This is a genomic window from Paracoccus sp. SM22M-07 (genome assembly GCF_001887735.1).
Classification (GTDB): Bacteria; Pseudomonadota; Alphaproteobacteria; order Rhodobacterales; family Rhodobacteraceae; genus Paracoccus.
This window is the reverse complement of sequence record NZ_JPKW01000006.1, coordinates 25,999-44,876: the sequence shown is the minus strand read 5'-3', so window position 1 is coordinate 44,876 and position 18,878 is coordinate 25,999. Positions and strand designations below refer to the sequence as shown.

At 64.0% G+C, this 18,878-nt stretch carries 24 protein-coding genes; 15 read left to right on the top strand and 9 right to left on the bottom strand.

All coding sequences use genetic code 11. The features are described from left to right. Window positions 1-2 precede the first annotated feature (2 nt). The gene (gene betI / locus IE00_RS10795) at window positions 3-569 is read right to left on the bottom strand and encodes a transcriptional regulator BetI (protein ID WP_072297130.1); all 567 of its coding nucleotides are present in this window, start codon (window positions 567-569) and stop codon (window positions 3-5) included. 88 nt (window positions 570-657) lie between these two features. Between betI and IE00_RS10790 the strand changes: the two genes are divergently transcribed. The 3 genes from IE00_RS10790 to choV all read left to right on the top strand — a co-directional run bounded on the left by IE00_RS10790 (window position 658) and on the right by choV (window position 3,516). Then, complete coding sequence (locus tag IE00_RS10790) at window positions 658-1,599, top strand: choline ABC transporter substrate-binding protein (RefSeq protein ID WP_072297129.1); 942 nt, start codon at window positions 658-660, stop codon at window positions 1,597-1,599. Between the two features lie 61 nt (window positions 1,600-1,660). Continuing rightward, entirely contained in the window at window positions 1,661-2,509 is an 849-nt protein-coding gene (choW, locus tag IE00_RS10785; protein WP_072297128.1) for a choline ABC transporter permease subunit, read from the top strand. Then, complete coding sequence (choV, locus tag IE00_RS10780) at window positions 2,506-3,516, top strand: choline ABC transporter ATP-binding protein (RefSeq protein ID WP_072297127.1); 1,011 nt, start codon at window positions 2,506-2,508, stop codon at window positions 3,514-3,516. The genes choW and choV overlap by 4 nt, the downstream gene beginning before the upstream one ends. A 17-nt stretch (window positions 3,517-3,533) precedes the next feature. On the opposite strand, the gene IE00_RS10775 is transcribed toward choV, so the two are convergent. Then, entirely contained in the window at window positions 3,534-4,355 is an 822-nt protein-coding gene (locus IE00_RS10775) for an ABC transporter permease (protein ID WP_072297126.1), read from the bottom strand. A 170-nt stretch (window positions 4,356-4,525) separates the two neighbouring features. Between IE00_RS10775 and IE00_RS10770 the strand changes: the two genes are divergently transcribed. Together IE00_RS10770 and IE00_RS10765 are read left to right on the top strand one after the other, a co-directional pair. Further along, window positions 4,526-6,025, top strand: coding sequence for a hypothetical protein (locus IE00_RS10770; RefSeq protein ID WP_240493855.1), 1,500 nt, complete (start codon window positions 4,526-4,528; stop codon window positions 6,023-6,025). Further along, window positions 6,022-6,696 carry an ABC transporter ATP-binding protein gene (locus tag IE00_RS10765; RefSeq protein ID WP_072297125.1) on the top strand — a complete coding sequence of 225 codons (675 nt, stop codon included), beginning with the start codon at window positions 6,022-6,024 and terminating at the stop codon, window positions 6,694-6,696. Before IE00_RS10770 ends, IE00_RS10765 begins: the two co-directional genes overlap by 4 nt. Here IE00_RS10765 and IE00_RS10760 read toward each other — a convergent pair. Together IE00_RS10760 and IE00_RS10755 are read right to left on the bottom strand one after the other, a co-directional pair. After that, window positions 6,693-7,511 carry an alpha/beta fold hydrolase gene (locus IE00_RS10760; protein ID WP_072297124.1) on the bottom strand — a complete coding sequence of 273 codons (819 nt, stop codon included), beginning with the start codon at window positions 7,509-7,511 and terminating at the stop codon, window positions 6,693-6,695. The genes IE00_RS10765 and IE00_RS10760 overlap by 4 nt on opposite strands. Window positions 7,512-7,599: 88 nt before the next feature. Continuing rightward, window positions 7,600-7,983, bottom strand: coding sequence for a DUF2147 domain-containing protein (locus IE00_RS10755; protein ID WP_072297123.1), 384 nt, complete (start codon window positions 7,981-7,983; stop codon window positions 7,600-7,602). 137 nt (window positions 7,984-8,120) lie between these two features. Between IE00_RS10755 and hisA the strand changes: the two genes are divergently transcribed. The 6 genes from hisA to aat all read left to right on the top strand — a co-directional run bounded on the left by hisA (window position 8,121) and on the right by aat (window position 12,645). Further along, a complete protein-coding gene (gene hisA, locus IE00_RS10750) occupies window positions 8,121-8,837 on the top strand; it encodes a 1-(5-phosphoribosyl)-5-[(5-phosphoribosylamino)methylideneamino]imidazole-4-carboxamide isomerase (protein WP_072297246.1) in 717 nt (238 codons plus the stop codon). A gap of 86 nt (window positions 8,838-8,923) precedes the next feature. Then, window positions 8,924-9,685, top strand: a complete 762-nt coding sequence (hisF, locus tag IE00_RS10745; RefSeq protein ID WP_072297122.1) for an imidazole glycerol phosphate synthase subunit HisF — start codon at window positions 8,924-8,926, stop codon at window positions 9,683-9,685. Beyond that, window positions 9,682-10,008, top strand: coding sequence for a phosphoribosyl-ATP diphosphatase (locus IE00_RS10740; RefSeq protein WP_072297121.1), 327 nt, complete (start codon window positions 9,682-9,684; stop codon window positions 10,006-10,008). The genes hisF and IE00_RS10740 overlap by 4 nt, the downstream gene beginning before the upstream one ends. Before the next feature lie 126 nt (window positions 10,009-10,134). Next, complete coding sequence (accB, locus tag IE00_RS10735) at window positions 10,135-10,650, top strand: acetyl-CoA carboxylase biotin carboxyl carrier protein (RefSeq protein WP_072297120.1); 516 nt, start codon at window positions 10,135-10,137, stop codon at window positions 10,648-10,650. Between the two features lie 11 nt (window positions 10,651-10,661). Continuing rightward, entirely contained in the window at window positions 10,662-12,008 is a 1,347-nt protein-coding gene (accC, locus tag IE00_RS10730) for an acetyl-CoA carboxylase biotin carboxylase subunit (RefSeq protein WP_072297119.1), read from the top strand. Between the two features lie 7 nt (window positions 12,009-12,015). Continuing rightward, a complete protein-coding gene (gene aat / locus IE00_RS10725) occupies window positions 12,016-12,645 on the top strand; it encodes a leucyl/phenylalanyl-tRNA--protein transferase (protein WP_072297118.1) in 630 nt (209 codons plus the stop codon). Here aat and IE00_RS10720 read toward each other — a convergent pair. The 5 genes from IE00_RS10720 to IE00_RS10700 form a co-directional block, all read right to left on the bottom strand. Next, window positions 12,612-12,917, bottom strand: coding sequence for a DUF2155 domain-containing protein (locus IE00_RS10720; RefSeq protein ID WP_233490540.1), 306 nt, complete (start codon window positions 12,915-12,917; stop codon window positions 12,612-12,614). The genes aat and IE00_RS10720 overlap by 34 nt on opposite strands. Window positions 12,918-12,958: 41 nt before the next feature. Beyond that, window positions 12,959-13,432, bottom strand: coding sequence for an outer membrane lipid asymmetry maintenance protein MlaD (mlaD, locus tag IE00_RS10715; protein ID WP_072297117.1), 474 nt, complete (start codon window positions 13,430-13,432; stop codon window positions 12,959-12,961). Further along, on the bottom strand, window positions 13,433-13,807 hold the full coding sequence (locus IE00_RS10710; RefSeq protein WP_072297116.1) for an NADH:ubiquinone oxidoreductase subunit NDUFA12: 375 nt from the start codon (window positions 13,805-13,807) through the stop codon (window positions 13,433-13,435). 94 nt (window positions 13,808-13,901) lie between these two features. Next, window positions 13,902-15,167, bottom strand: a complete 1,266-nt coding sequence (clpX, locus tag IE00_RS10705) for an ATP-dependent Clp protease ATP-binding subunit ClpX (protein WP_072297115.1) — start codon at window positions 15,165-15,167, stop codon at window positions 13,902-13,904. Window positions 15,168-15,326: 159 nt separating this feature from the next. Further along, a complete protein-coding gene (locus tag IE00_RS10700; protein WP_072297114.1) occupies window positions 15,327-15,959 on the bottom strand; it encodes an ATP-dependent Clp protease proteolytic subunit in 633 nt (210 codons plus the stop codon). Between the two features lie 163 nt (window positions 15,960-16,122). Between IE00_RS10700 and pth the strand changes: the two genes are divergently transcribed. From pth to IE00_RS10680, 4 genes are all read left to right on the top strand, one after another. Beyond that, window positions 16,123-16,827, top strand: a complete 705-nt coding sequence (pth, locus tag IE00_RS10695; RefSeq protein WP_072297244.1) for an aminoacyl-tRNA hydrolase — start codon at window positions 16,123-16,125, stop codon at window positions 16,825-16,827. Beyond that, entirely contained in the window at window positions 16,824-17,825 is a 1,002-nt protein-coding gene (locus tag IE00_RS10690; RefSeq protein ID WP_072297113.1) for a DUF2332 domain-containing protein, read from the top strand. Before pth ends, IE00_RS10690 begins: the two co-directional genes overlap by 4 nt. A 76-nt stretch (window positions 17,826-17,901) precedes the next feature. Next, window positions 17,902-18,276, top strand: a complete 375-nt coding sequence (locus tag IE00_RS10685) for a DUF2237 family protein (RefSeq protein ID WP_072297112.1) — start codon at window positions 17,902-17,904, stop codon at window positions 18,274-18,276. Beyond that, window positions 18,254-18,865, top strand: coding sequence for a DUF4893 domain-containing protein (locus IE00_RS10680; RefSeq protein ID WP_072297111.1), 612 nt, complete (start codon window positions 18,254-18,256; stop codon window positions 18,863-18,865). The genes IE00_RS10685 and IE00_RS10680 overlap by 23 nt, the downstream gene beginning before the upstream one ends. The last annotated feature ends 13 nt before the right edge of the window (window positions 18,866-18,878 follow it).

The following is an 18,878-nucleotide window of genomic DNA, read 5'->3' as shown; positions in this document are numbered from 1 at the left end:
GCTCATGCTAGCGCCTCCTCAAGATAAGACATGATGGTGTTTTCGGCATCGGTCGCATCGGTCGGTCCCGGCGTCAGGACCGCCCGCAGATAGACGCCGTCGATCAATGCACCCAAGGTGTCGGCGGTGCGTTCGGGGTGGTCGGTCAGTCCACGCAGCGCCACGATCAGATTGGACCGCAGCCGCCGGTGATAGACGCGCAACAAGCGACCCGCGTCCTTGTTCACGAAGGAAAGTGCGTAAAAGTTAAGCCACGCACTGACGGTTTCGCGCTGAAAGTTCTGGGGGGCGAAGCTGGCCCTGACGATGCCGTCAAGCCGCCCGCGCGCCCCGCGTCCCGGCAGGACGTCACGGACAGATTGACCGTAAGTCCTTAGGATGTAACGCATTGCAGCCAGAAAGATCTTTTCCTTGGAACCGAAATAGTGATGCGCCAAGGCGGGCGACATGCCCGCGCGTCGGGCAATCTGGGCTACGGTCACGTCCAGCGATCCGGCCATGCCCACCTCGAAAATGGCGGCGTTGATCAACGCTGCTTTTCGGATAGGCTCGGCACCAAGTTTTGGCATGACTGCACCTGCGTTCGATAGAAATATGTTGCTTTGCAGGTCCTATGTAACGTTAATTGACTAACCAATCAAGAACAGGGAGCCTAAAATGATCCTCACCCGTATCATCGCGACAGTTGCGATCGGGGCTTCGGTCGCCGGAACGGCCGCCGCGGCCGAACCCGAATCCTGCAGCCAGATCGTGTTTTCCGATGTCGGCTGGTCGGACATCACGGCGACGACGGCGCTGGCCAGCACTGTGCTGCAGGCGCTTGGATATGAGACCGAAACCCGCATCCTCTCGGTCCCGGTCACCTATACCGCGATGGCCACCGACGATGTCGACGTCTTTCTTGGCAACTGGATGCCCACGATGGAGGCCGACATCGCGCCCTATCGCGACGAAGGCACCGTCGACACGGTCCGCACCAACCTGACCGGCGCCAAATACACCCTGGCCACCAACAAGGCCGGTGCCGATCTGGGCATCGACGATTTCAGCAAGATCGCCGAAAACAAGGATGCGCTGGAAGGCAAGATCTATGGCATCGAACCGGGCAATGACGGCAACCGGCTGCTGCTGGAAATGGTGGCGGGCGACCAGTTCGGCATGGGCACATTCGAAGTGGTCGAGTCCAGCGAACAGGGCATGCTGGCGCAGGTCCAGCGGGCCAACAACAGTGACGAACCGGTGGTCTTCCTGGGCTGGGAACCCCACCCGATGAATGCCCAGTTCGAGATGACCTATCTGACCGGCGGCGACGATATCTTCGGTCCAGATCTTGGCGGTGCCGAGGTGCGCACGAACACCCGCGCCGGCTATGTCGAAGAATGCCCGAATGTCGGTAAGTTCCTGCAGAACCTGGAATTCACCCTGGCCATGGAAAACGAGGTCATGGGCAAGATCCTGAATGACGGCCAAGACCCGATGGAGGCCGCGAAGGACTGGCTGAAGGCCAATCCCGACGCCGCCACCCCGTGGCTGACCGATGTCACCACGACGGACGGCAACGATCCCCAGGCGGCGCTGAGCGAGGCGCTGGAAAGCTGACGACAGGGCGCGGAGCCGGACGGGCTCCGCGCCGCAACCACCGAACTCCAAGGGGACCAGAATGGAACAGCTGACCGATTGGGTCACGGATAACAAGATCCCGGTGGGAAGGACCGCGAAGACGGTTTTCGACTGGCTCAATGCCAATGCCTCGGGGGTCTTCAACACGATATCGGACGTGATGGAGTGGCTGATCGACGCCATTCTGGGCGCCCTTGAAGCCCCCCACCCCTTCCTGTTCATCGCCATCGTGGTGGCCCTGACCTGGGGCCTGCAGCGCCGTGCATCGACCTGCCTGCTGGTCGCGCTTGGGCTGCTTTTCGTCCTGAATCAGGGCTATTGGGAGGAAACGCTCCAATCGCTGACGCTGGTGCTGTCGGCCTGCATCGTCTGCATGGCGATCGGCGTGCCCATCGGCATCGCGGCCGCCCATCGCCCGCGTCTCTATGCCTGGATGCGACCGGTGCTGGACCTGATGCAGACCCTGCCGACCTTCGTCTATCTGATCCCGGCGATCGTCTTTTTCGGCATTGGGATGGTTCCGGGGCTGCTGGCCACCGTCATCTTTGTGCTGCCCGCGCCGATCCGCCTGACGCAGCTGGGCATCGCCTCGACCCCCACTGCCCTGACCGAAGCCGCGACCGCATTCGGCGCGACCCCGCGCCAGTTGCTGTGGAAGGTCGAACTGCCAAGCGCCCTGCCCCAGATCATGGCGGGCTTGAACCAGACCATCATGCTGTCCCTGTCCATGGTCGTCATCGCGGCGCTGGTCGGCGCATCGGGCCTGGGCGTGCCGGTCGTGCGCGCGCTGAACAGCGTGAACACCGCGCTTGGCTTCGAATCGGGTTTCGTGATCGTGGTGGTCGCCATCCTTCTGGACCGCATCCTGCGCATGGAGGGCCGCAAATGACCCGCAACGCCGTCGAATTCGACAAGGTTTGCATCGTCTTCGGCGATGCGCCCGAAGCCGCCCTTCCCCTGATGGACGAAGGGTTGGAACGCGGCCCGATCAAGGAGCAGACGGGTCAGGTGCTGGGCGTTCACGATTGCACGCTGGACGTGGCCGAGGGCGAGATCCTGGTCCTGATGGGTCTTTCGGGGTCCGGCAAGTCCACCCTGCTGCGCGGGGTCAACGCCCTGAACGATGTCTGCCGCGGCGATGTCCGCATCAGGCAGGGCGACCGGATGGTCAGCGTCACGGGCGCCGGCAAGCGGGCGCTGCGCGATATCCGCCTGCGCAATGTGGCGATGGTCTTTCAGCAGTTCGGCCTGCTGCCCTGGCGCAGCGTGCGCGAGAATGTCGGCTTGGGGCTGGAACTGGCGGGCCTGTCCACGACCGAACGGCGAAAGCGCGTGGATGATCAGCTGAAGACCGTGGGGCTTGATGAATGGGCCGAGCGGCGGGTCGGCGACCTGTCGGGCGGCATGCAGCAGCGCGTGGGCCTTGCCCGTGCCTTTGCGACCGAAGCCCCGATCCTGCTGATGGACGAACCCTTCAGCGCGCTGGACCCGCTGATCCGCGCCCGCCTTCAGGATGAATTGCTGGAATTGCAGGCCAAGACGCAGCGGACCATCATCTTCGTCAGCCACGACCTGGACGAGGCGTTCAAGCTGGGCAACCGCATCGCGTTGATGGAAGGGGGCAGGATCGTCCAGATCGGAACCGCCCGCCAGATCATCGCCAATCCGGTCAATGATTATGTTGCCGATTTCGTGGCCCACATGAACCCGTTGGGCGTCCTGACGGCCGAAGACGTGGCCGAAGACGGCGATGCCGAAGGCGAACCCGTCCCCCGCGACATGCCCGTCAAGATGGTCATGAACCGGCTGTCCGAGGATTCGGCCGTCCCGGTCATGGGCGGCGGGCGCATCACCCGCAAGGCCGTCCTGGCCCGCCTGATCGACCCGCGCGGATAGCGCGGGTCCCTTGGCCCTCAGCTGTTCTGAAGATCCCGGTGATAGCGGATCAGCAACATCAGCCCGAAGGCCAACAGACCCAGGCTCAGGCCGAAGACATAAAGATGGCTGACATATTCGCCGACATAACTGGGATAGAAGGAACGACGCATCTGGCCGACGATATGCACCAACGGGTTGAACCACAGCCAGTCCTGATAGGGCTGCGGAATGTCGTCGAACATGAAGAAAATGCAGGACAGCAGGAACAGCGGCCGCATCAGGATGCCCCATAACGGCTGCCACCAGGTGAACGCCTCGAACATGAAGCAGTTCATGACCCCGATCGCCGAGGCAAAGGTGATCGCCATGACCATCCCAAGCGCAATGCCCAGAACCTGCGGATCCGTCCGCGTGTCCAGAAATGTATAGATCCCAGTGAAGACGATGGTCGAGACCATGATATGCGTGATGGTGTTGAAGGCGATCCGCGCCAGCAGCGCATCCATGAAGGTCACGGCAGGATAAGCCAGCAAGGCCTTGGAATAGCGAACGGAATTCGCAACCTTCCCCGACACGTCAAGATAGCACATGAAGGGCACGACGCCGGTGGCATAGAAGATCGCGAAATTCGTCCCGATCGGAGGAGAGCGGAACCCGACCGAGAAGATCAGCGTCAAAAGCACGATCCCGCCGACAGGTTCGGCGATGGTCCAAAGATACCCCCCCGACGCGCGCCCGTTGCTGGTCTGCATCTCGCGCAGGATCAGGGCTCCGATGGCGCGCAGGCTGGCAAAGCTGCGATGCCTGCGGACCTCGCGCAGCGCACGATGGCCGGCCTTTGTTGCGAATTGCGGCAAGGGTGCATGACCGCGATCAGAAGGTATATCTTGGGACGTGTCTTGCATGACTTCGCGCCGGGGGCGCCTTTCTCTGGTCACCGTCCCGTGCCGGGATCAGTGCTGGAACTGTTCCTTCGGCTTATGTATGAGAGCCGGGAAGAGTTCAACATGACAGGCGGGGTAAGCGCATGTCCGCCCAAGACAACCGGACCGAAAACCAGAACCCGGACCAATCACCCGACAGCGATGCCACCCCCGTGCAGGCAAGTGCGCCTGCCAAGGCGGATGCTGCAGCCGGGGCCGGTGCCGGTCCGAACCGTGGCACGATGGGTTCCGGAAAGATGGGTCCTGGCAAGATGGGTCCTGGAAAAGCGGGACCGGGGAAAATGGGGCCTGGCAAGATGGCGGGCGGTCGCATGGGTCCGAACAAGGGCGGCATCGGCGCAGGCCGCGGCCCCCGCGCGAACGTCGGCGGTCCTGCCGGCCAGGCCAAAGCCGGCGCGCCGCGCCGTCCGGGCAATGGCACCGCGACCCCCGCGCAGCAACGCCCCCAAGCCACGCTGGAACAGCCGGTTCTTCCACCTGCCAGCCCTGCCGCATTTGAGAAGCGCCATTTCGGGCTGGCCATCAGTTTCGTGCTGCTGGTCATCCTGCCGACCTTCCTGGCGGGGTTCTATCTCTATACCCGTGCGGCCGACCAATACGCGTCCTATGTCGGTTTCTCGGTGCGCAGCGAAACCTCGGCGACGCCGACGGATGTGCTGGGCGGGCTTGGATCGCTGGTGGGAACCAGCTCCACCACAGATACCGATATCCTCTATAAATTCATCCAGAGCCGGGATCTGGTCGAACGGGTCAATGCCAAGCTGGACCTGCAGGCGATCTGGTCCAAGGCGCCCGGCGATCCGATCTTCAGCTATCGCGGCGGCACCGCCCTTGAGGATCTGGCCGAGGAGTGGGAACGCAAGGTCCGCATCTATTACGACAACGGCATGATCGACCTGCGCATCCTGGCCTTCGACGCGCAGGACGCGCAGGATATCGCCACCGCCATCCTGGATGAGGGCAGCACCCTCATCAACCAACTGAACGACATCGCCCGCGAAGACGCGTTGCGCTATGCCCGCAGCGAACTGGATCGTGCGCAGGACCTGCTGAAGACGGCGCGCCAGAACATCACTGAGTTCCGCAACCGATATCAGCTGGTCGACCCGACCGCCGATGTCCAAAGCCAGATCGGAGTGGTCACGTCGCTGCAGCAGCAGCTGGCCGAACAGCTGGTGTCACTGGGCATGCTGCAATCGAACGCGCAAGCCAACGATCCGCGCATCAGCCAGACGGATCTGCGCATCAAGATCATCCGCGAGCAGATCGAGGCCGAACGGCAGAAGTTCAGCTCGGACAGCGATGACGTGGCGCTGTCGGATGTCGTGGGCCAGTACGAGACGCTGGCCGTCGATCGGCAATTCGCCGAGACGACCTATACCGCCGCGCTGGCCGCCTTTGAATCCGCGCGCGCCGAGGCTGTCCGTCAGTCGCGCTATATCGCGTCCTACATCCGCCCGACCCTGGCACAAGAGGCTGAATTCCCTCAGCGGGGTCAGCTTCTGCTGATCATCGCCGGGTTCCTGGCCGTCGCATGGGTGATCGGCTCGCTTGTCTTCTACAGCCTGCGCGACCGTCGATGATCCACCTGCAGAACGTTAGCAAAAGCTATACGCTGAACGGGAACCGAAAACTGGTCGCCGACAACATCACGGCGACCTTTCCGTCGGGCATTTCGGTGGCGCTGCTGGGTCGGAACGGTGCGGGCAAATCGTCTCTGCTGCGGATGATCTCGGGGGCGATGCTGCCGTCCAGTGGCAAGATTCTGTCCACGGGCACGATCAGCTGGCCGGTCGGTTTCGCGGGTTCCTTCAACGGCGAATTGACCGGCGAACAGAATTGCCGATTCGTGGCCCGCGTCTATGGGGTGAACACGCGACAGCTTCTGGCCTTCGTCGAAGATTTTGCAGAGCTGGGCGATCACTTCTATCTGCCCTTCCGGTCCTATTCCTCGGGAATGAAATCACGCCTGGCCTTCGGCCTGTCGATGGCGGTGCCTTTCGACACCTATCTTGTGGACGAGGTTTCAGCCGTGGGCGACGCCGCCTTCAAGGCCAAGTCGAACCGCGTCTTCAACGAACGCATGTCGCGATCGGGGGCGGTGGTCGTATCGCATTCGATGGGAATGCTGCGCGCCACCTGTCACGCTGGCGCGGTGCTGGAGGATGGCAAGCTGACCTTCATGCCCGATCTGGAAGAGGCGATCGCGCTGCATATGGAGAATATGAAGCGCGGTCAGCCTCAACAGGGTTAGGCCAGGAACGCCTTCAGATCGTCCAGCAGACGGGTGGCATGGGTGGCTGTCAGGCCGTGCGGCGCACCGTCGTATTCGATCAGCCTGGCGGTGGGCACCATCTTGACCAGACGATGGGCCGTCGCCTCGATCGGGACGGTCTTGTCGCCCGTTCCGTGGATCACCAGCGTCGGCACCTTGATGCTGTCCATGTCCCCGGTAAAATCGGTCGTCCCGAAGGCCGTCACGCAATCCAGCGTCGCCTTGGGGCTGGCCATCATCGCCATTCCCTGTGCCCAGTTCAGCTGCGCGTCGCTGACGCCGCCTTCGGGCGTACCTTGGCCAAAGAAGTCCTTGAAGAAATCGGCCAGGAAACCGGGGCGATCATCGCGCAGGCCCTGGCGCATCTGTTCGAACAGATCGGCGGGTGCGCCATTCGGATTGTCGTCCGATTTCAGCATCCCCGGAGCGACCGAAGACACGAAGACCGCCTTTGACACATTGGCACCCTGATGCCGCGACATGTAGCGCGCGACCTCTCCTCCGCCCATCGAAAAGCCGGCAATGGCCGCGTCCTTCAGGTCCAGCGCCTTGATGACGGTGGCCAGATCGTCGGACAGGGTGTCATAGTCGTAGCCCGCGAATGGCTGGCCCGACCGGCCGAAACCGCGGCGGTCGTAACTGATGACCCGGTAACCGGCCTCGGCCAGGCCAAGGGCCTGCGTTTCCCAGCTGTCGGCATTCAGGGGCCAACCGTGGATCAGGACGACGGGCGCACCCTGCCCCCAATCCTTGACATAAAGTTCGGTGCCGTCATCGGCAGTGATCATGGGCATGGGTTCATCCCTTTCATCGGTTGATCCTGGGGGACGAACGCGCGACGGCGGGACAGGTTCACCCGCCGTCCGTCATGATGCCGCGGCCTTACTGGACCTTGACCCAGTTCTGGCTTTTGCACAGCAACCCGCCCGCGACGCAGCCCGACAGGCTGAGCTGCTGGCCCGAGACGCTGGCCTTGCCGGCATAGATCTTGTCGTTCGACGGGCGCCAGACCTGGCCCTGGTATTTGCCACCGCCCTGGGGGGCCATGTCGATGACGATCTGGCGGCCAAGATTCGGGGATTGGTATTCCTGCGTGTCCTTGAAGGTGCGGGTGATGGTGCCGCAGAAGGCGCCGCCGCAGGGGGCGATGGTGACATGGGCAAAGGCGCCCTCGTCGGGCTGGGTCTGCCAGACCCCCTCGATGGGGTCGGCGGCGGCGGCCGTGGCGCCAAGGGCCAGCGCGGCTGCAAGAATGATGTGACGCATGATCTCTCCTCCTTAGGATGACCGATGTTGTGCGGGCCTTGGCGCCTCTGGCAAGCATGACGTCAGGTCCGGGTCTTTACGTCACGCCCCGCCCCGTGGCAAAGAACGCGCAACCCATTCCGCGGAAGGCCAGCGACATGATCCTTTACCCCGCCATCGACCTGAAAGACGGCAATTGCGTGCGCCTGTTGCGCGGCGACATGGAGGCCGCGACCGTCTTCGGCAGCGATCCCGCAGCCCAGGCCCGCGCCTTTCAGGATGCCGGCGCCGAATGGCTGCATCTGGTCGATCTGAACGGCGCCTTCGAGGGCAAGCCCGTGAACGCCGCCGCCGTCGAGGCGATCCTGGCCGCCACCGACATCCCGACCCAGCTGGGCGGCGGCATCCGTGACATGGCGACCATCGAAAGCTGGCTGGATCGCGGGCTGACGCGCGTGATCCTGGGCACCGTCGCCGTCGAAAACCCCGATCTGGTGCATGAGGCCGCGCAGGCCTTCCCCGGTCGCATCGCGGTCGGCATCGATGCGCGCGCGGGCCGCGTGGCCACCCGTGGCTGGGCCACCGAAACCAACGTCATGGCGACCGATCTTGCGCAGCGCTTCCAGGACGCGGGCGTCGCGGCCATCATCTATACCGATATCGACCGCGACGGCGCCATGGGCGGCCCGAACATTCCCGCGACCGAGGCGCTGGCCCGCGCCGTCAACATCCCGGTCATCGCATCGGGCGGCGTGTCATCCATGGCCGATCTGAAAGCTTTGGCGGCGACGCGGGTCATCGCGGGTGCGATTTCGGGGCGGGCGCTCTATGACGGCGCGCTGGACCTGACGCAGGCGCTGGCGGCGCTGAAGTAAGCCGCTCTGGCTGCGGCGGCGATTTCGCATTAGAAGATGCACAAGATGCCGCCGATGCCGTGCGGCCCCAAGGAAAAGGTCAAGCGATGCTGAAGACGCGCATCATTCCCTGCCTTGATGTGGCCGATGGCCGCGTCGTCAAGGGTGTCAATTTCGTCGACCTGCGCGATGCCGGCGACCCGGTCGAGGCCGCCCGCGCCTATGACGCCGCCGGTGCCGACGAGATCTGCTTTCTGGACATCCACGCCACCCATGAAAACCGCGGCACCATGTTCGATCTGGTGACGCGTACCGCCGAACAATGCTTTGTGCCGCTGACCGTCGGCGGGGGCGTGCGCACCCATGATGACGTCCGTGCCCTGCTGCTGGCGGGGGCCGACAAGGTCAGCTTCAATTCCGCCGCCGTGGCCGACCCCGACGTGGTGGCCGCCGCTGCCGACCGGTTCGGCAGCCAATGCATCGTGGTGGCCATCGACGCCAAGACCGTCGAGGGTGGCCGGTGGGAGATCTTCACCCATGGCGGGCGCAAGCCCACCGGCATCGACGCCGTGGAATTCGCACAGCTGGTCGAGGCCAAGGGCGCGGGCGAAATCCTGTTGACCAGCATGGATCGCGACGGCACGCGGTCGGGCTTCAACCTGCCGCTGACGCGCGCCATCGCGGATGCGGTGAACGTGCCGGTCATCGCCTCGGGCGGTGTCGGGACGCTGGATCACCTGATCGAAGGCGTGACCGAAGGCCATGCCAGCGCCGTCCTGGCCGCCAGCATCTTTCATTTCGGCACCCACACCATCGCCGAGGCCAAGGCCCACATGGCCGCGGCCGGCATTCCCATGAGGCTGACATGACCGCCATCGAACGCCTTGCCGCGACCATCGAATCGCGACGCTCCGCGGACCCCGACAGCAGCTGGACCGCCAAGCTGCTGGCGAAGGGCCCCGAGAAATGCGCCGAGAAATTCGGCGAGGAATCGATCGAGGCCATCATCGAGGCGGTCAAGGGCGACCGCGCGCGCCTGACCTCGGAGGCCGCCGACGTGGTCTTTCACCTGCTTGTGATGCTGGCATCGCGCGACGTGACGCTGGCCGACGTCCAGGCTGAACTGGAACGGCGCGAGGGAACCTCGGGATTGAGCGAAAAGGCGGCGCGCGGGCCTGCGACCCCCGGTTAAGCGGTCAAAGGTCGCGCAATTGCGCCCCAAGGGGTTGAAACCCTTCCCCTTGACCAACCACAAGGGCTATAAGCCCCGCAATCGCCGCGCGTGACGCGGCCTGACCAACACATGGCAGAGGACGGCATGACCAACGATTCCAACAACGGCAAGCATCACGAAGGCGACGTGGCTTTCATCCAGTCGCTGGCCCAACTGCTGAACGCAAGCGAGCTGAACGAGATCTCGGTCAAGCGCGAATATGGCGAACATGACCGCCTGACGGTCAGCCTGACCAAGCAGGGCAAGCAGGTGGTCTATGCCGCTGCCCAGCAGCAGGCAGCCCCCGCCGCCGCCCCGCAGGCCGCAGCCCCCGCGGCATCGGCCCCTGCCGCCGCCCCCGCCGCCAACGAAGATCCCGCGACCCTGCCGGGCGTCGTGACATCGCCCATGGTCGGCACCGCCTATCTGGCCGCCGAACCCGGCGCCGCCGCCTTCGTGCAGGTCGGCCAGTCCGTGGCCGAGGGCGAGACGCTGATGATCGTGGAAGCCATGAAGACCATGAACCACATCCCCTCGCCCCGCGCCGGCACCGTCAAGCGCATCCTGATCGACGACGGCAGCCCGGTCGAGTTCGGCGCCCCCCTGATGATCGTCGAGTGAGGCATATCCCCATGTTCGACAAGATCCTCATCGCCAACCGCGGCGAGATCGCGCTGCGCGTGATCCGCGCCTGCCGAGAGATGGGCATCGCATCCGTTGCGGTCCACTCGACCGCCGATACGGACGCAATGCATGTCCGCATGGCCGACGAGTCAGTCTGCATCGGCCCGCCCTCCTCGACCAACAGCTATCTGTCGATGCCTGCGCTGATCTCGGCCTGCGAGATCACCGGCGCGCAGGCGATCCATCCCGGTTACGGTTTCCTGTCGGAAAACGCCGGTTTCGTGCAGATGCTGGAAGATCACGACATCACCTTCATCGGTCCCCGCGCGGAACATATCCGCATCATGGGCGACAAGATCACCGCCAAGGACACGATGAAGGCGCTTGGCGTCCCATGCGTTCCGGGCAGTGAGGGTGGCGTCAACGACGTGGAGGACGCCAAGCGCGTCGCAGCCGAAATAGGCTATCCGGTCATCATCAAGGCGACGGCCGGTGGCGGCGGTCGCGGCATGAAGGTCGCCGAGAACGAAGCGGGTCTGGAAGTCGCCTTCCGCACCGCCCGTTCCGAAGCCAAGGCGGCCTTCGGCAACCCGGACGTCTATATCGAGAAATACCTCCAGCGCCCGCGCCACATCGAGATCCAGGTCTTTGGTGACGGCAAGGGTCGCGCCGTGCATTTGGGCGAACGCGACTGTTCGTTGCAGCGTCGTCACCAGAAGGTGCTGGAGGAGGCGCCCGGTCCCTCGATCACGCAGGAACAGCGCGACCGGATCGGGGCCATCTGCGCCAATGCCGTCGCCAAGATCGGCTATGCCGGTGCGGGCACGATCGAATTCCTGTTCGAGGATGGCGAGTTCTATTTCATCGAGATGAACACCCGCCTTCAGGTCGAACACCCGGTGACCGAGGCCATCTTCGGCGTCGACCTGGTCCGCCAGCAGATCCGCGTCGCCGCCGGTCTGCCGATGGAGTTCCACCAGGAAGACCTGGTCATCAACGGCCATTCGATCGAAGTGCGGATCAACGCCGAAAAGGTGCCCGGCTTTTCGCCCTGCCCTGGCAAGATCACCCAGTATCACGCCCCCGGTGGTCTGGGCGTGCGAATGGATTCGGCACTTTATCAGGGCTATTCGATCCCGCCTTATTACGACAGCCTGATCGGCAAGCTGATCGTGCATGGTCGCGATCGCAACGAAGCCCTGGCCCGCCTGTCGCGCGCCTTGGGCGAGCTGATCGTCGACGGTGTCGATACCACCGTGCCGCTGTTCGATGCGCTGCTGCAGGAACCTGACATCCTGTCCGGCAACTATTCGATCCACTGGCTGGAACGGTGGCTGGCCCAGCATTTCGGCTGAGACAGCAGTGCTGACGCCGTCGCAACTGCTGACCGGCTATGCACGCGGCGTCTTTCCCATGGCGGAAAGCGCCGATGATGATCGGCTTTACTGGTTCGATCCCCCCATGCGGGGGGTCCTTCCCATCGGTGCTGTCCATGCGTCGCGATCGCTGCTGCGCGATCTTCGCCGCGGCGGATGGTCGGCGCATCTGGATAGTGACTTCAACCGCATCGTCACCATCTGCGGTGATCGGGACACGACCTGGATCAACGCGCCTTTGGCGAAACTATACGGGCAGCTTCACAGGGCCGGGCACGCCCACGCGATCGAAATCCGCCGTCACGGCGAATTCGCAGGCGGGATGTTCGGAGTGACTTTGGGTGCGGCGTTCTTTGGTGAATCCATGGTGTCCACGCAGACGAACGGGTCCAAGATGGCGCTGCTCTGGTCATCCGATCATCTGGCACGCTGCGGTTTCAGTCTGTTCGACACGCAATTCCTGACGCCGCATCTGGCCCGGATGGGTGGTGTGGAAATTCAGCGTTGCATCTATCAGCAGCAGCTATCGCAGGCCTTGAAGCGCAAGGCTGATTTCCGGGCCTTTGATCCGATCACGGAGCATCAGCTCTGGCAGGACATGACCCAGACGTCATAGCGCGCGTCGTCCAGCGCCGACAGCGCGGGCGAACTGGCGATCATCCACCCTGCAAAGACAGTTGTGTTCTGGCGCAGATCGGTAATCGTCATCTGGGCAAAGGCGTCCGAGCTGGGATCGCTGGAGGGATAGCGGCACTCTCCCACCCGAACCTCTAGGCGGCCATAGCGGACTGCATCACCCACCGGGACCAGCAGATCGGTCGTCCGTCCCGAAACCTTGTCCAAGCCCCGCAACATGGCTGCCTTGCCCTGCTGGGTGTCCTGCGCCATGGCAGGGGCTGCAAGATATGCCAGGCAAAAAAGCGCTTTCATCATGGCGTGACCTCGGGTTCGTCGGCGGCTTGGCTGTCCACGAATTTCATCATCAGTTGCAGCAGGCTGACGGCCCCTTGCACATCCTCGATCTCATCGCCCGGCGCCAGATTGTCCATGCTGCCGCCTGGCTGCAGTTGGATATAGGCCCCGCCCAGCAGACCGTCCGATTGGATCAATGCCGCGCTGTCGGCGGGAAGCACGACATCATCGGGGATCTGGAACACCGCATCGGCCAGATAGGTCTGCGGGTTCAAGCGAATATCGCTGACGCGGCCGATCTTGACGCCGGCCAAACGGATTTCGGTCCCGACACTGACACCATCCACATCGGGAAACGACGCGGTGACCTGATAACCGCCACCGCCATCCCATTTGCCCTGTGCCGCCCAGGCCAAAAATCCTGCAGCCACGGCCAGCACCAAAGCGCCCGCGATCAGTTCCGCCCGCGCTTCGGTCGTCGCAGAGGTCATTTATTCAGGCTGCCAAGCATCATAGTCGCTGCGCGTGACCGGCTGAACGCGGGCCAGCGAACCGGCCGGCACATAAGCGTCCAGAGTGCCGGTCTGGTTCGCCTTGTGGGGCTGTTCCCACGCCTTGCGCGGGACCGGGACCTCGGTCGGGGGCTCGTTCCAGGTGTGATGCAGCCAGCCGTGCCATTCCGGGCTGACCCGGCTCGCCTCGGCCTCGCCGTCATAGATGACCCAACGGCGCTTGCCGTCCTTGCTTTTGTAGAAGATGTTTCCGTTGCCATCCTCACCGACCTTGACGCCGTTCCGCCAGGTCCACAACTGGGTGTTGAGCGTCTGGCTGTTCCACCAGGTCAGAAAGCGCAGGGGATAGGACATCGACAGGACCTCATCGATCGGAATTTCGTGACGATATGCCCCGAAAAGCGCCCGAGGTCCAGCCTCGGCGCGCTTTCGGGACGCCCGACCCGGATCACCCGGCCGAGGCGCTTTCCTTCTTGGGATCGGCGTGGATCAGCAAGGGCTTGGCCGATGCCATCTCGACCGCTTCGTCATTGACGACGACCTCTTCGACGCTGTCCATGCCCGGCAGTTCGAACATCGTCTCGAGCAGGATCTCCTCGAGGATCGAACGCAGGCCGCGCGCACCGGTCTTGCGCTTGATGGCGCGGGCGGCGATGGCCGTCAGGGCATCCTCGGTGAAGGTCAGCTTGACGCCTTCCAGATCGAACAGGCGCTGATACTGCTTGATCAGAGCGTTCTTGGGTTTGGTCAGGATGATGATCAGCGCTTCTTCATCCAGATCGGTCAGCGTGGCGATGACAGGCAGACGGCCGACGAATTCCGGGATCAGGCCGAATTTCAGCAGATCCTCGGGCTCCAGTTCCTTGAAGGTCTCGCCGACGCCCTTGTCGGTGTTTTCCTTGACCGCGGCGCCAAAGCCCATGGCCGTGCCCTTGTTGCGCTGCTGGATGATCCGGTCCAGCCCCGCAAAGGCGCCGCCGCAGATGAACAGGATGTTCGTCGTGTCCACCTGCAGGAACTCCTGCTGGGGATGCTTGCGACCACCCTGGGGCGGAACGCTGGCCACGGTGCCTTCCATGATCTTCAGCAGCGCCTGCTGCACGCCCTCGCCCGACACGTCGCGCGTGATCGAGGGGTTGTCGGACTTGCGGGTGATCTTGTCGACCTCGTCGATATAGACGATGCCGCGCTGCGCACGTTCGACATTGTATTCGCTGGACTGCAGCAGCTTCAGGATGATGTTCTCGACATCCTCGCCCACGTAACCGGCTTCGGTCAGGGTCGTGGCGTCGGCCATCGTGAAGGGCACGTCCAGGATGCGCGCCAAGGTCTGTGCCAGCAGCGTCTTGCCGCAGCCCGTCGGGCCGATCAGCAGGATGTTCGACTTGGCCAGCTCGATATCGGTCTTGGAGCCGTGGTTCAGGCGCTTGTAGTGGTTGTGCACGGCGACCGACAGGACGCGCTTGGCATGTTCCTGGCCGATCACGTAATCATCCAAAACACCGCAGATTTCGCGCGGGGTGGGAACACCTTCGCCGGTCTTCAGACCGTTCGTCTTTGTCTCTTCGCGGATGATGTCCATGCAAAGCTCGACGCATTCGTCGCAGATGAACACGGTCGGCCCGGCAATCAGCTTGCGGACCTCGTGCTGGCTCTTGCCGCAAAAGCTGCAATAGAGCGTGTTCTTGCTGTCGTTGCCGGACTGGTTGGCCATCGTCCACTTCCTTCATTGCCGCCGATGCGCTTTGGCAGGCGGGCGACGCCGGGGGTTCCCGCACGCCGCGTCTTCGGATTGCCCGCGCCGGGCTGGGCCGGCGCGGGTATTTGTCGTCAGTTTAAGGACAGGCCGTGCCCGTCACAATCCCCAACGGACCTATTTCTTTTCCGCTTCGGCCTTGCCGCGGGGCGCGACGACCTCGTCGATCAGGCCCCAGTCCTGGGCTTCCTCGGGCGACATGAAGCGGTCGCGCTCCAGCGCGGCCTCGACCTCGTCCAGGGGACGGCCCGTGTGCTGGACATAGATGTCGTTCAGACGGCGCTTCAGCTTTTCGGTTTCGCGCGCATGGATCAGGATGTCGGTCGCCTGGCCCTGATACCCGCCGGACGGCTGATGCACCATCACGCGGCTGTTGGGCAGCGAATAGCGCAGGCCCTTTTCGCCGGCCGCCAGCAGCAGCGACCCCATGGATGCCGCCTGCCCCACGACCAGCGTCGAAACGCGCGGGCGGATATACTGCATCGTGTCATAAATCGACAGGCCCGAGGTGACGACACCACCGGGGCTGTTGATGTACATGCTGATGTCCTTGTTCGGGTTCTCGGCCTCAAGGAACAGCAGCTGCGCGCAGATCAGCGTCGACATTCCGTCATGGACGGGGCCGGAAACGAAGATGATCCGTTCCTTCAGCAGCCGCGAGAAGATGTCATAGGCGCGTTCCCCCCGAGAGGTCTGTTCGACCACCATCGGAACAAGGGTGTTCATGTAGAATTCTGCCGGATCGCTCATCTTCAGTCCTTCTTTGGTCCCTGTCCCCGCGATTCGACCGGGTACTAGAACCCGTGTTAGACGCGATAGGTTGACAGAGTCTTAGTAACCGGCAAGGTCAGCCGCAAGGGATGGAACGAAATTCGGGCGGGGCAATTGCCGCAGGCCGCCACAGGAGATGCGTGTGAAACTGATCGTGGGGCTGGGCAATCCCGGCGCGAAATATGCAGCCAACCGTCATAATATCGGCTTCATGGCCCTTGATCGCATGGCCGAGGATCACGGTTTCACCCCCTGGAAGACCCGTTTTCAGTCCCTGTCCGCCGAAGGTCGTCTGGGTGATGCCCGCGTCACCCTGCTGAAACCGCAGACCTTCATGAACCTGTCGGGCCAGTCGGTGGGCGAGGCGATGCGCTATCTGAAGCTGGAACCCGCGGACGTGATCGTGCTGCATGACGAACTGGACCTGGCGCCTGGCAAGTGCCGCGTCAAGCAGGGCGGCGGTCATGCGGGCCATAACGGGCTGCGTTCGATCCACCAGCATATCGGGGCGGAGTACGGCCGTGTCAGGCTGGGCATCGGGCATCCGGGCCACAAGGACCGGGTGGCGGGCTATGTGCTGTCCGATTTCGCCAAGGCGGACCAGGATTGGCTGGACGACCTGTTGCGCGGCATCTCGGACGGGGCGGCGGCGCTGGCGGCGGGCGATGGCGGCCGGTTCCAGAACGCGGTCGCGGCGCGGGTCAATCCGGCCCGCAACAGCGGCACGGAAGGTCCCGCCACGACCCAGGACAGCCCTGCCCCCCGTGCCCAACGGCCCGAACGCCCCGCGCCTGCCCCGACAGCCTTTGCCGACAAGCTGAAATCGCTGACAGATCGTTTCAAATGACGGTACGCGCGGCATTCCTGGATCAGGCCCGATCCTGTCATCAGCTGGGGTCGCCCCTGACGGCGGCCCTGTGCGAAGGCTTCGCGCGAATCCTGGACCCCGCGCAGGGCCAGGTCGCAGAGCAGATCCTGAACTGGCCCGGCGATCCCCGAAGCCGGGCGGATTCGCTGCCCCTGCGGCTGTGCGGCGCGCTGCATGCGCTGGTCCTGACGGGTGCGGATGCACCGTTGGCACAGGCCTATCAGGACCGGGACGTCCCCGATGCCATGCTGATCCGCGTGCTGCAGGATCACCCCGATCACATCCAGCACTGGCTGACCAGTCCCCCGCAGACGAACGAGGTCGCGCGATCCGCCCCGCTGATCGCGGCGGCACGGTTTCTGGCGACCCTTGCACCCCAGCCATTGCATCTGCGCGAACTTGGGGCCTCGGCGGGGTTGAACCTGAATTTCGACAAGTATCATCTTGGGCCGTCAGAGGCCGGCGTATCCCTGACGCCCGAATGGCAGGGCGACGTCCCCGAAGGACGGTTCACCGTGGCCAGCCGGCGCGGGGTCGACCTGAACCCGCTGGACCCCGAACGTGACGGGCTGCGGCTGACGGCCTATTGCTGGGCGGATCAGACCGCCCGCATGGCCCGGCTGCAGGCGGCCCTGGACCTGGCGCGGCAAGACCCGCCCCGCGTCGATCGCGGCGATGCCGGGCAGTGGCTGACGGCGCAGCTGCGGACGCCCGCCCGTGGGACGGTGCTGGTCTTCCATACCGTCGCCGCGCAGTATTTCCCCTCGGCGACCGGTGCCGCCTGCGCGGCTGCGCTGACCATGGCCGGTGCACGCACCAGCCCAGAACGTCCCTTGGCGCATCTGCAGATGGAGGCGGATGGCGGCGACGGCGCGGCCCTGACGCTGACGCTGTGGGACGGGCGCAGACGCGACTGGTCGCTTGGCCGGGCCGATTTCCATGGCCGATGGGTGCGATGGTCACCCATGGCGATCTGACGTCCGATCGGACCGAAAGCGGCCTTTCGAAAACCGCGCGCGGCGCTTAGGCTGTCCGAAAAGGAAAGGCAAGCGCATGGAACCATCGCTGAACGTTCTGGGAGAAGACCTGCAGCCCTGCTCGACCCGGCCGATGACCGGCTTCTATCGCAACGGCTGTTGCGATACCGGCCCACAGGATCGGGGCAGCCACACGGTCTGCGTCATCCTGACGGACGAATTTCTGGCCATGTCGCGCTATCTGGGCAACGACCTGACCACGCCGCGCCCCGAATTCGGCTTTCCGGGCCTGAAGGCGGGCGACCGCTGGTGCCTTTGCGCCAGCCGCTTCCTGCAGGCGGCACAGGAATTCGCGGCACCCAAGGTCGTGCTGGCATCGACCCATCATCGCGCCCTTGATGTCGTCCCATTGGAGCTGTTGAAGCGTCATGCCGAAACCAGCACGCCTTAGCGCCGGCCTGATCGTCGGCCTTCTGCTGGCCACGAAGGCGATGGGTTTCGGGACGGATCTGTCGGGCGACATCCGGCCCGATGACGTCGCGCGTCTTGAACAGCTGGACAGCGTGGCTGGCCACAGCCTGCGGCAGGCTTTCGCCAGTGGATCGGCATCCGATCTTCAGGTGTTGATCGAGGGCCTGTCGGGCGCAGCACTGCCCTTGGCCGAGGCGAGCTCGGTCCTGCCGGGGGACTGGTCATGCCGGATGCTGAAGCTGGGGCGCGACCTTGTCTTGGTCGTCTATGCGCCCTTCGCCTGTCGCATCGACCCGGATGGCGGCTTTGCCAAGCTGACCGGATCGCAGCGCAGCCAGGGGCGGATCGGCGTGATCGACGATCGGCTGGTCTATCTGGGGACGGCCTATGTGGCAGGCGACACGCCGCCAGATTACGCAGAACTGCCCGAACGCGTCGACCCCATGGCGACGCCACAGGTCGTGCCCGATGTCGGCATCGTCGAGGTCACGTCACCCGACCGCGCCCGCATGCTGTTGCCCCTGCCGCATCTGGAATCCGACCTGAATATCCTGCTGCTAAGCCGTTGAAAAAGGGGGCCGA

What these genes read in the sequence shown, in the direction of transcription:
- IE00_RS10720 (WP_233490540.1), bottom strand. Translation starts at nt 12,917, where the DNA reads ATGGCGCAGGACACCCAGCAGGGCAAGGCAGCCATGTTGCGGGGCTTG.
- choV (WP_072297127.1), top strand. Translation starts at nt 2,506, where the DNA reads ATGACCCGCAACGCCGTCGAATTCGACAAGGTTTGCATCGTCTTCGGC.
- hisF (WP_072297122.1), top strand. Translation starts at nt 8,924, where the DNA reads ATGCTGAAGACGCGCATCATTCCCTGCCTTGATGTGGCCGATGGCCGC.
- hisA (WP_072297246.1), top strand. Translation starts at nt 8,121, where the DNA reads ATGATCCTTTACCCCGCCATCGACCTGAAAGACGGCAATTGCGTGCGC.
- IE00_RS10680 (WP_072297111.1), top strand. Translation starts at nt 18,254, where the DNA reads ATGCCGAAACCAGCACGCCTTAGCGCCGGCCTGATCGTCGGCCTTCTG.
- IE00_RS10765 (WP_072297125.1), top strand. Translation starts at nt 6,022, where the DNA reads ATGATCCACCTGCAGAACGTTAGCAAAAGCTATACGCTGAACGGGAAC.
- IE00_RS10760 (WP_072297124.1), bottom strand. Translation starts at nt 7,511, where the DNA reads ATGCCCATGATCACTGCCGATGACGGCACCGAACTTTATGTCAAGGAT.
- IE00_RS10685 (WP_072297112.1), top strand. Translation starts at nt 17,902, where the DNA reads ATGGAACCATCGCTGAACGTTCTGGGAGAAGACCTGCAGCCCTGCTCG.
- IE00_RS10770 (WP_240493855.1), top strand. Translation starts at nt 4,526, where the DNA reads ATGTCCGCCCAAGACAACCGGACCGAAAACCAGAACCCGGACCAATCA.
- betI (WP_072297130.1), bottom strand. Translation starts at nt 569, where the DNA reads ATGCCAAAACTTGGTGCCGAGCCTATCCGAAAAGCAGCGTTGATCAAC.
- accB (WP_072297120.1), top strand. Translation starts at nt 10,135, where the DNA reads ATGACCAACGATTCCAACAACGGCAAGCATCACGAAGGCGACGTGGCT.
- IE00_RS10755 (WP_072297123.1), bottom strand. Translation starts at nt 7,983, where the DNA reads ATGCGTCACATCATTCTTGCAGCCGCGCTGGCCCTTGGCGCCACGGCC.
- accC (WP_072297119.1), top strand. Translation starts at nt 10,662, where the DNA reads ATGTTCGACAAGATCCTCATCGCCAACCGCGGCGAGATCGCGCTGCGC.
- IE00_RS10790 (WP_072297129.1), top strand. Translation starts at nt 658, where the DNA reads ATGATCCTCACCCGTATCATCGCGACAGTTGCGATCGGGGCTTCGGTC.
- clpX (WP_072297115.1), bottom strand. Translation starts at nt 15,167, where the DNA reads ATGGCCAACCAGTCCGGCAACGACAGCAAGAACACGCTCTATTGCAGC.
- choW (WP_072297128.1), top strand. Translation starts at nt 1,661, where the DNA reads ATGGAACAGCTGACCGATTGGGTCACGGATAACAAGATCCCGGTGGGA.
- IE00_RS10740 (WP_072297121.1), top strand. Translation starts at nt 9,682, where the DNA reads ATGACCGCCATCGAACGCCTTGCCGCGACCATCGAATCGCGACGCTCC.
- IE00_RS10700 (WP_072297114.1), bottom strand. Translation starts at nt 15,959, where the DNA reads ATGAGCGATCCGGCAGAATTCTACATGAACACCCTTGTTCCGATGGTG.
- mlaD (WP_072297117.1), bottom strand. Translation starts at nt 13,432, where the DNA reads ATGACCTCTGCGACGACCGAAGCGCGGGCGGAACTGATCGCGGGCGCT.
- IE00_RS10690 (WP_072297113.1), top strand. Translation starts at nt 16,824, where the DNA reads ATGACGGTACGCGCGGCATTCCTGGATCAGGCCCGATCCTGTCATCAG.
- IE00_RS10710 (WP_072297116.1), bottom strand. Translation starts at nt 13,807, where the DNA reads ATGTCCTATCCCCTGCGCTTTCTGACCTGGTGGAACAGCCAGACGCTC.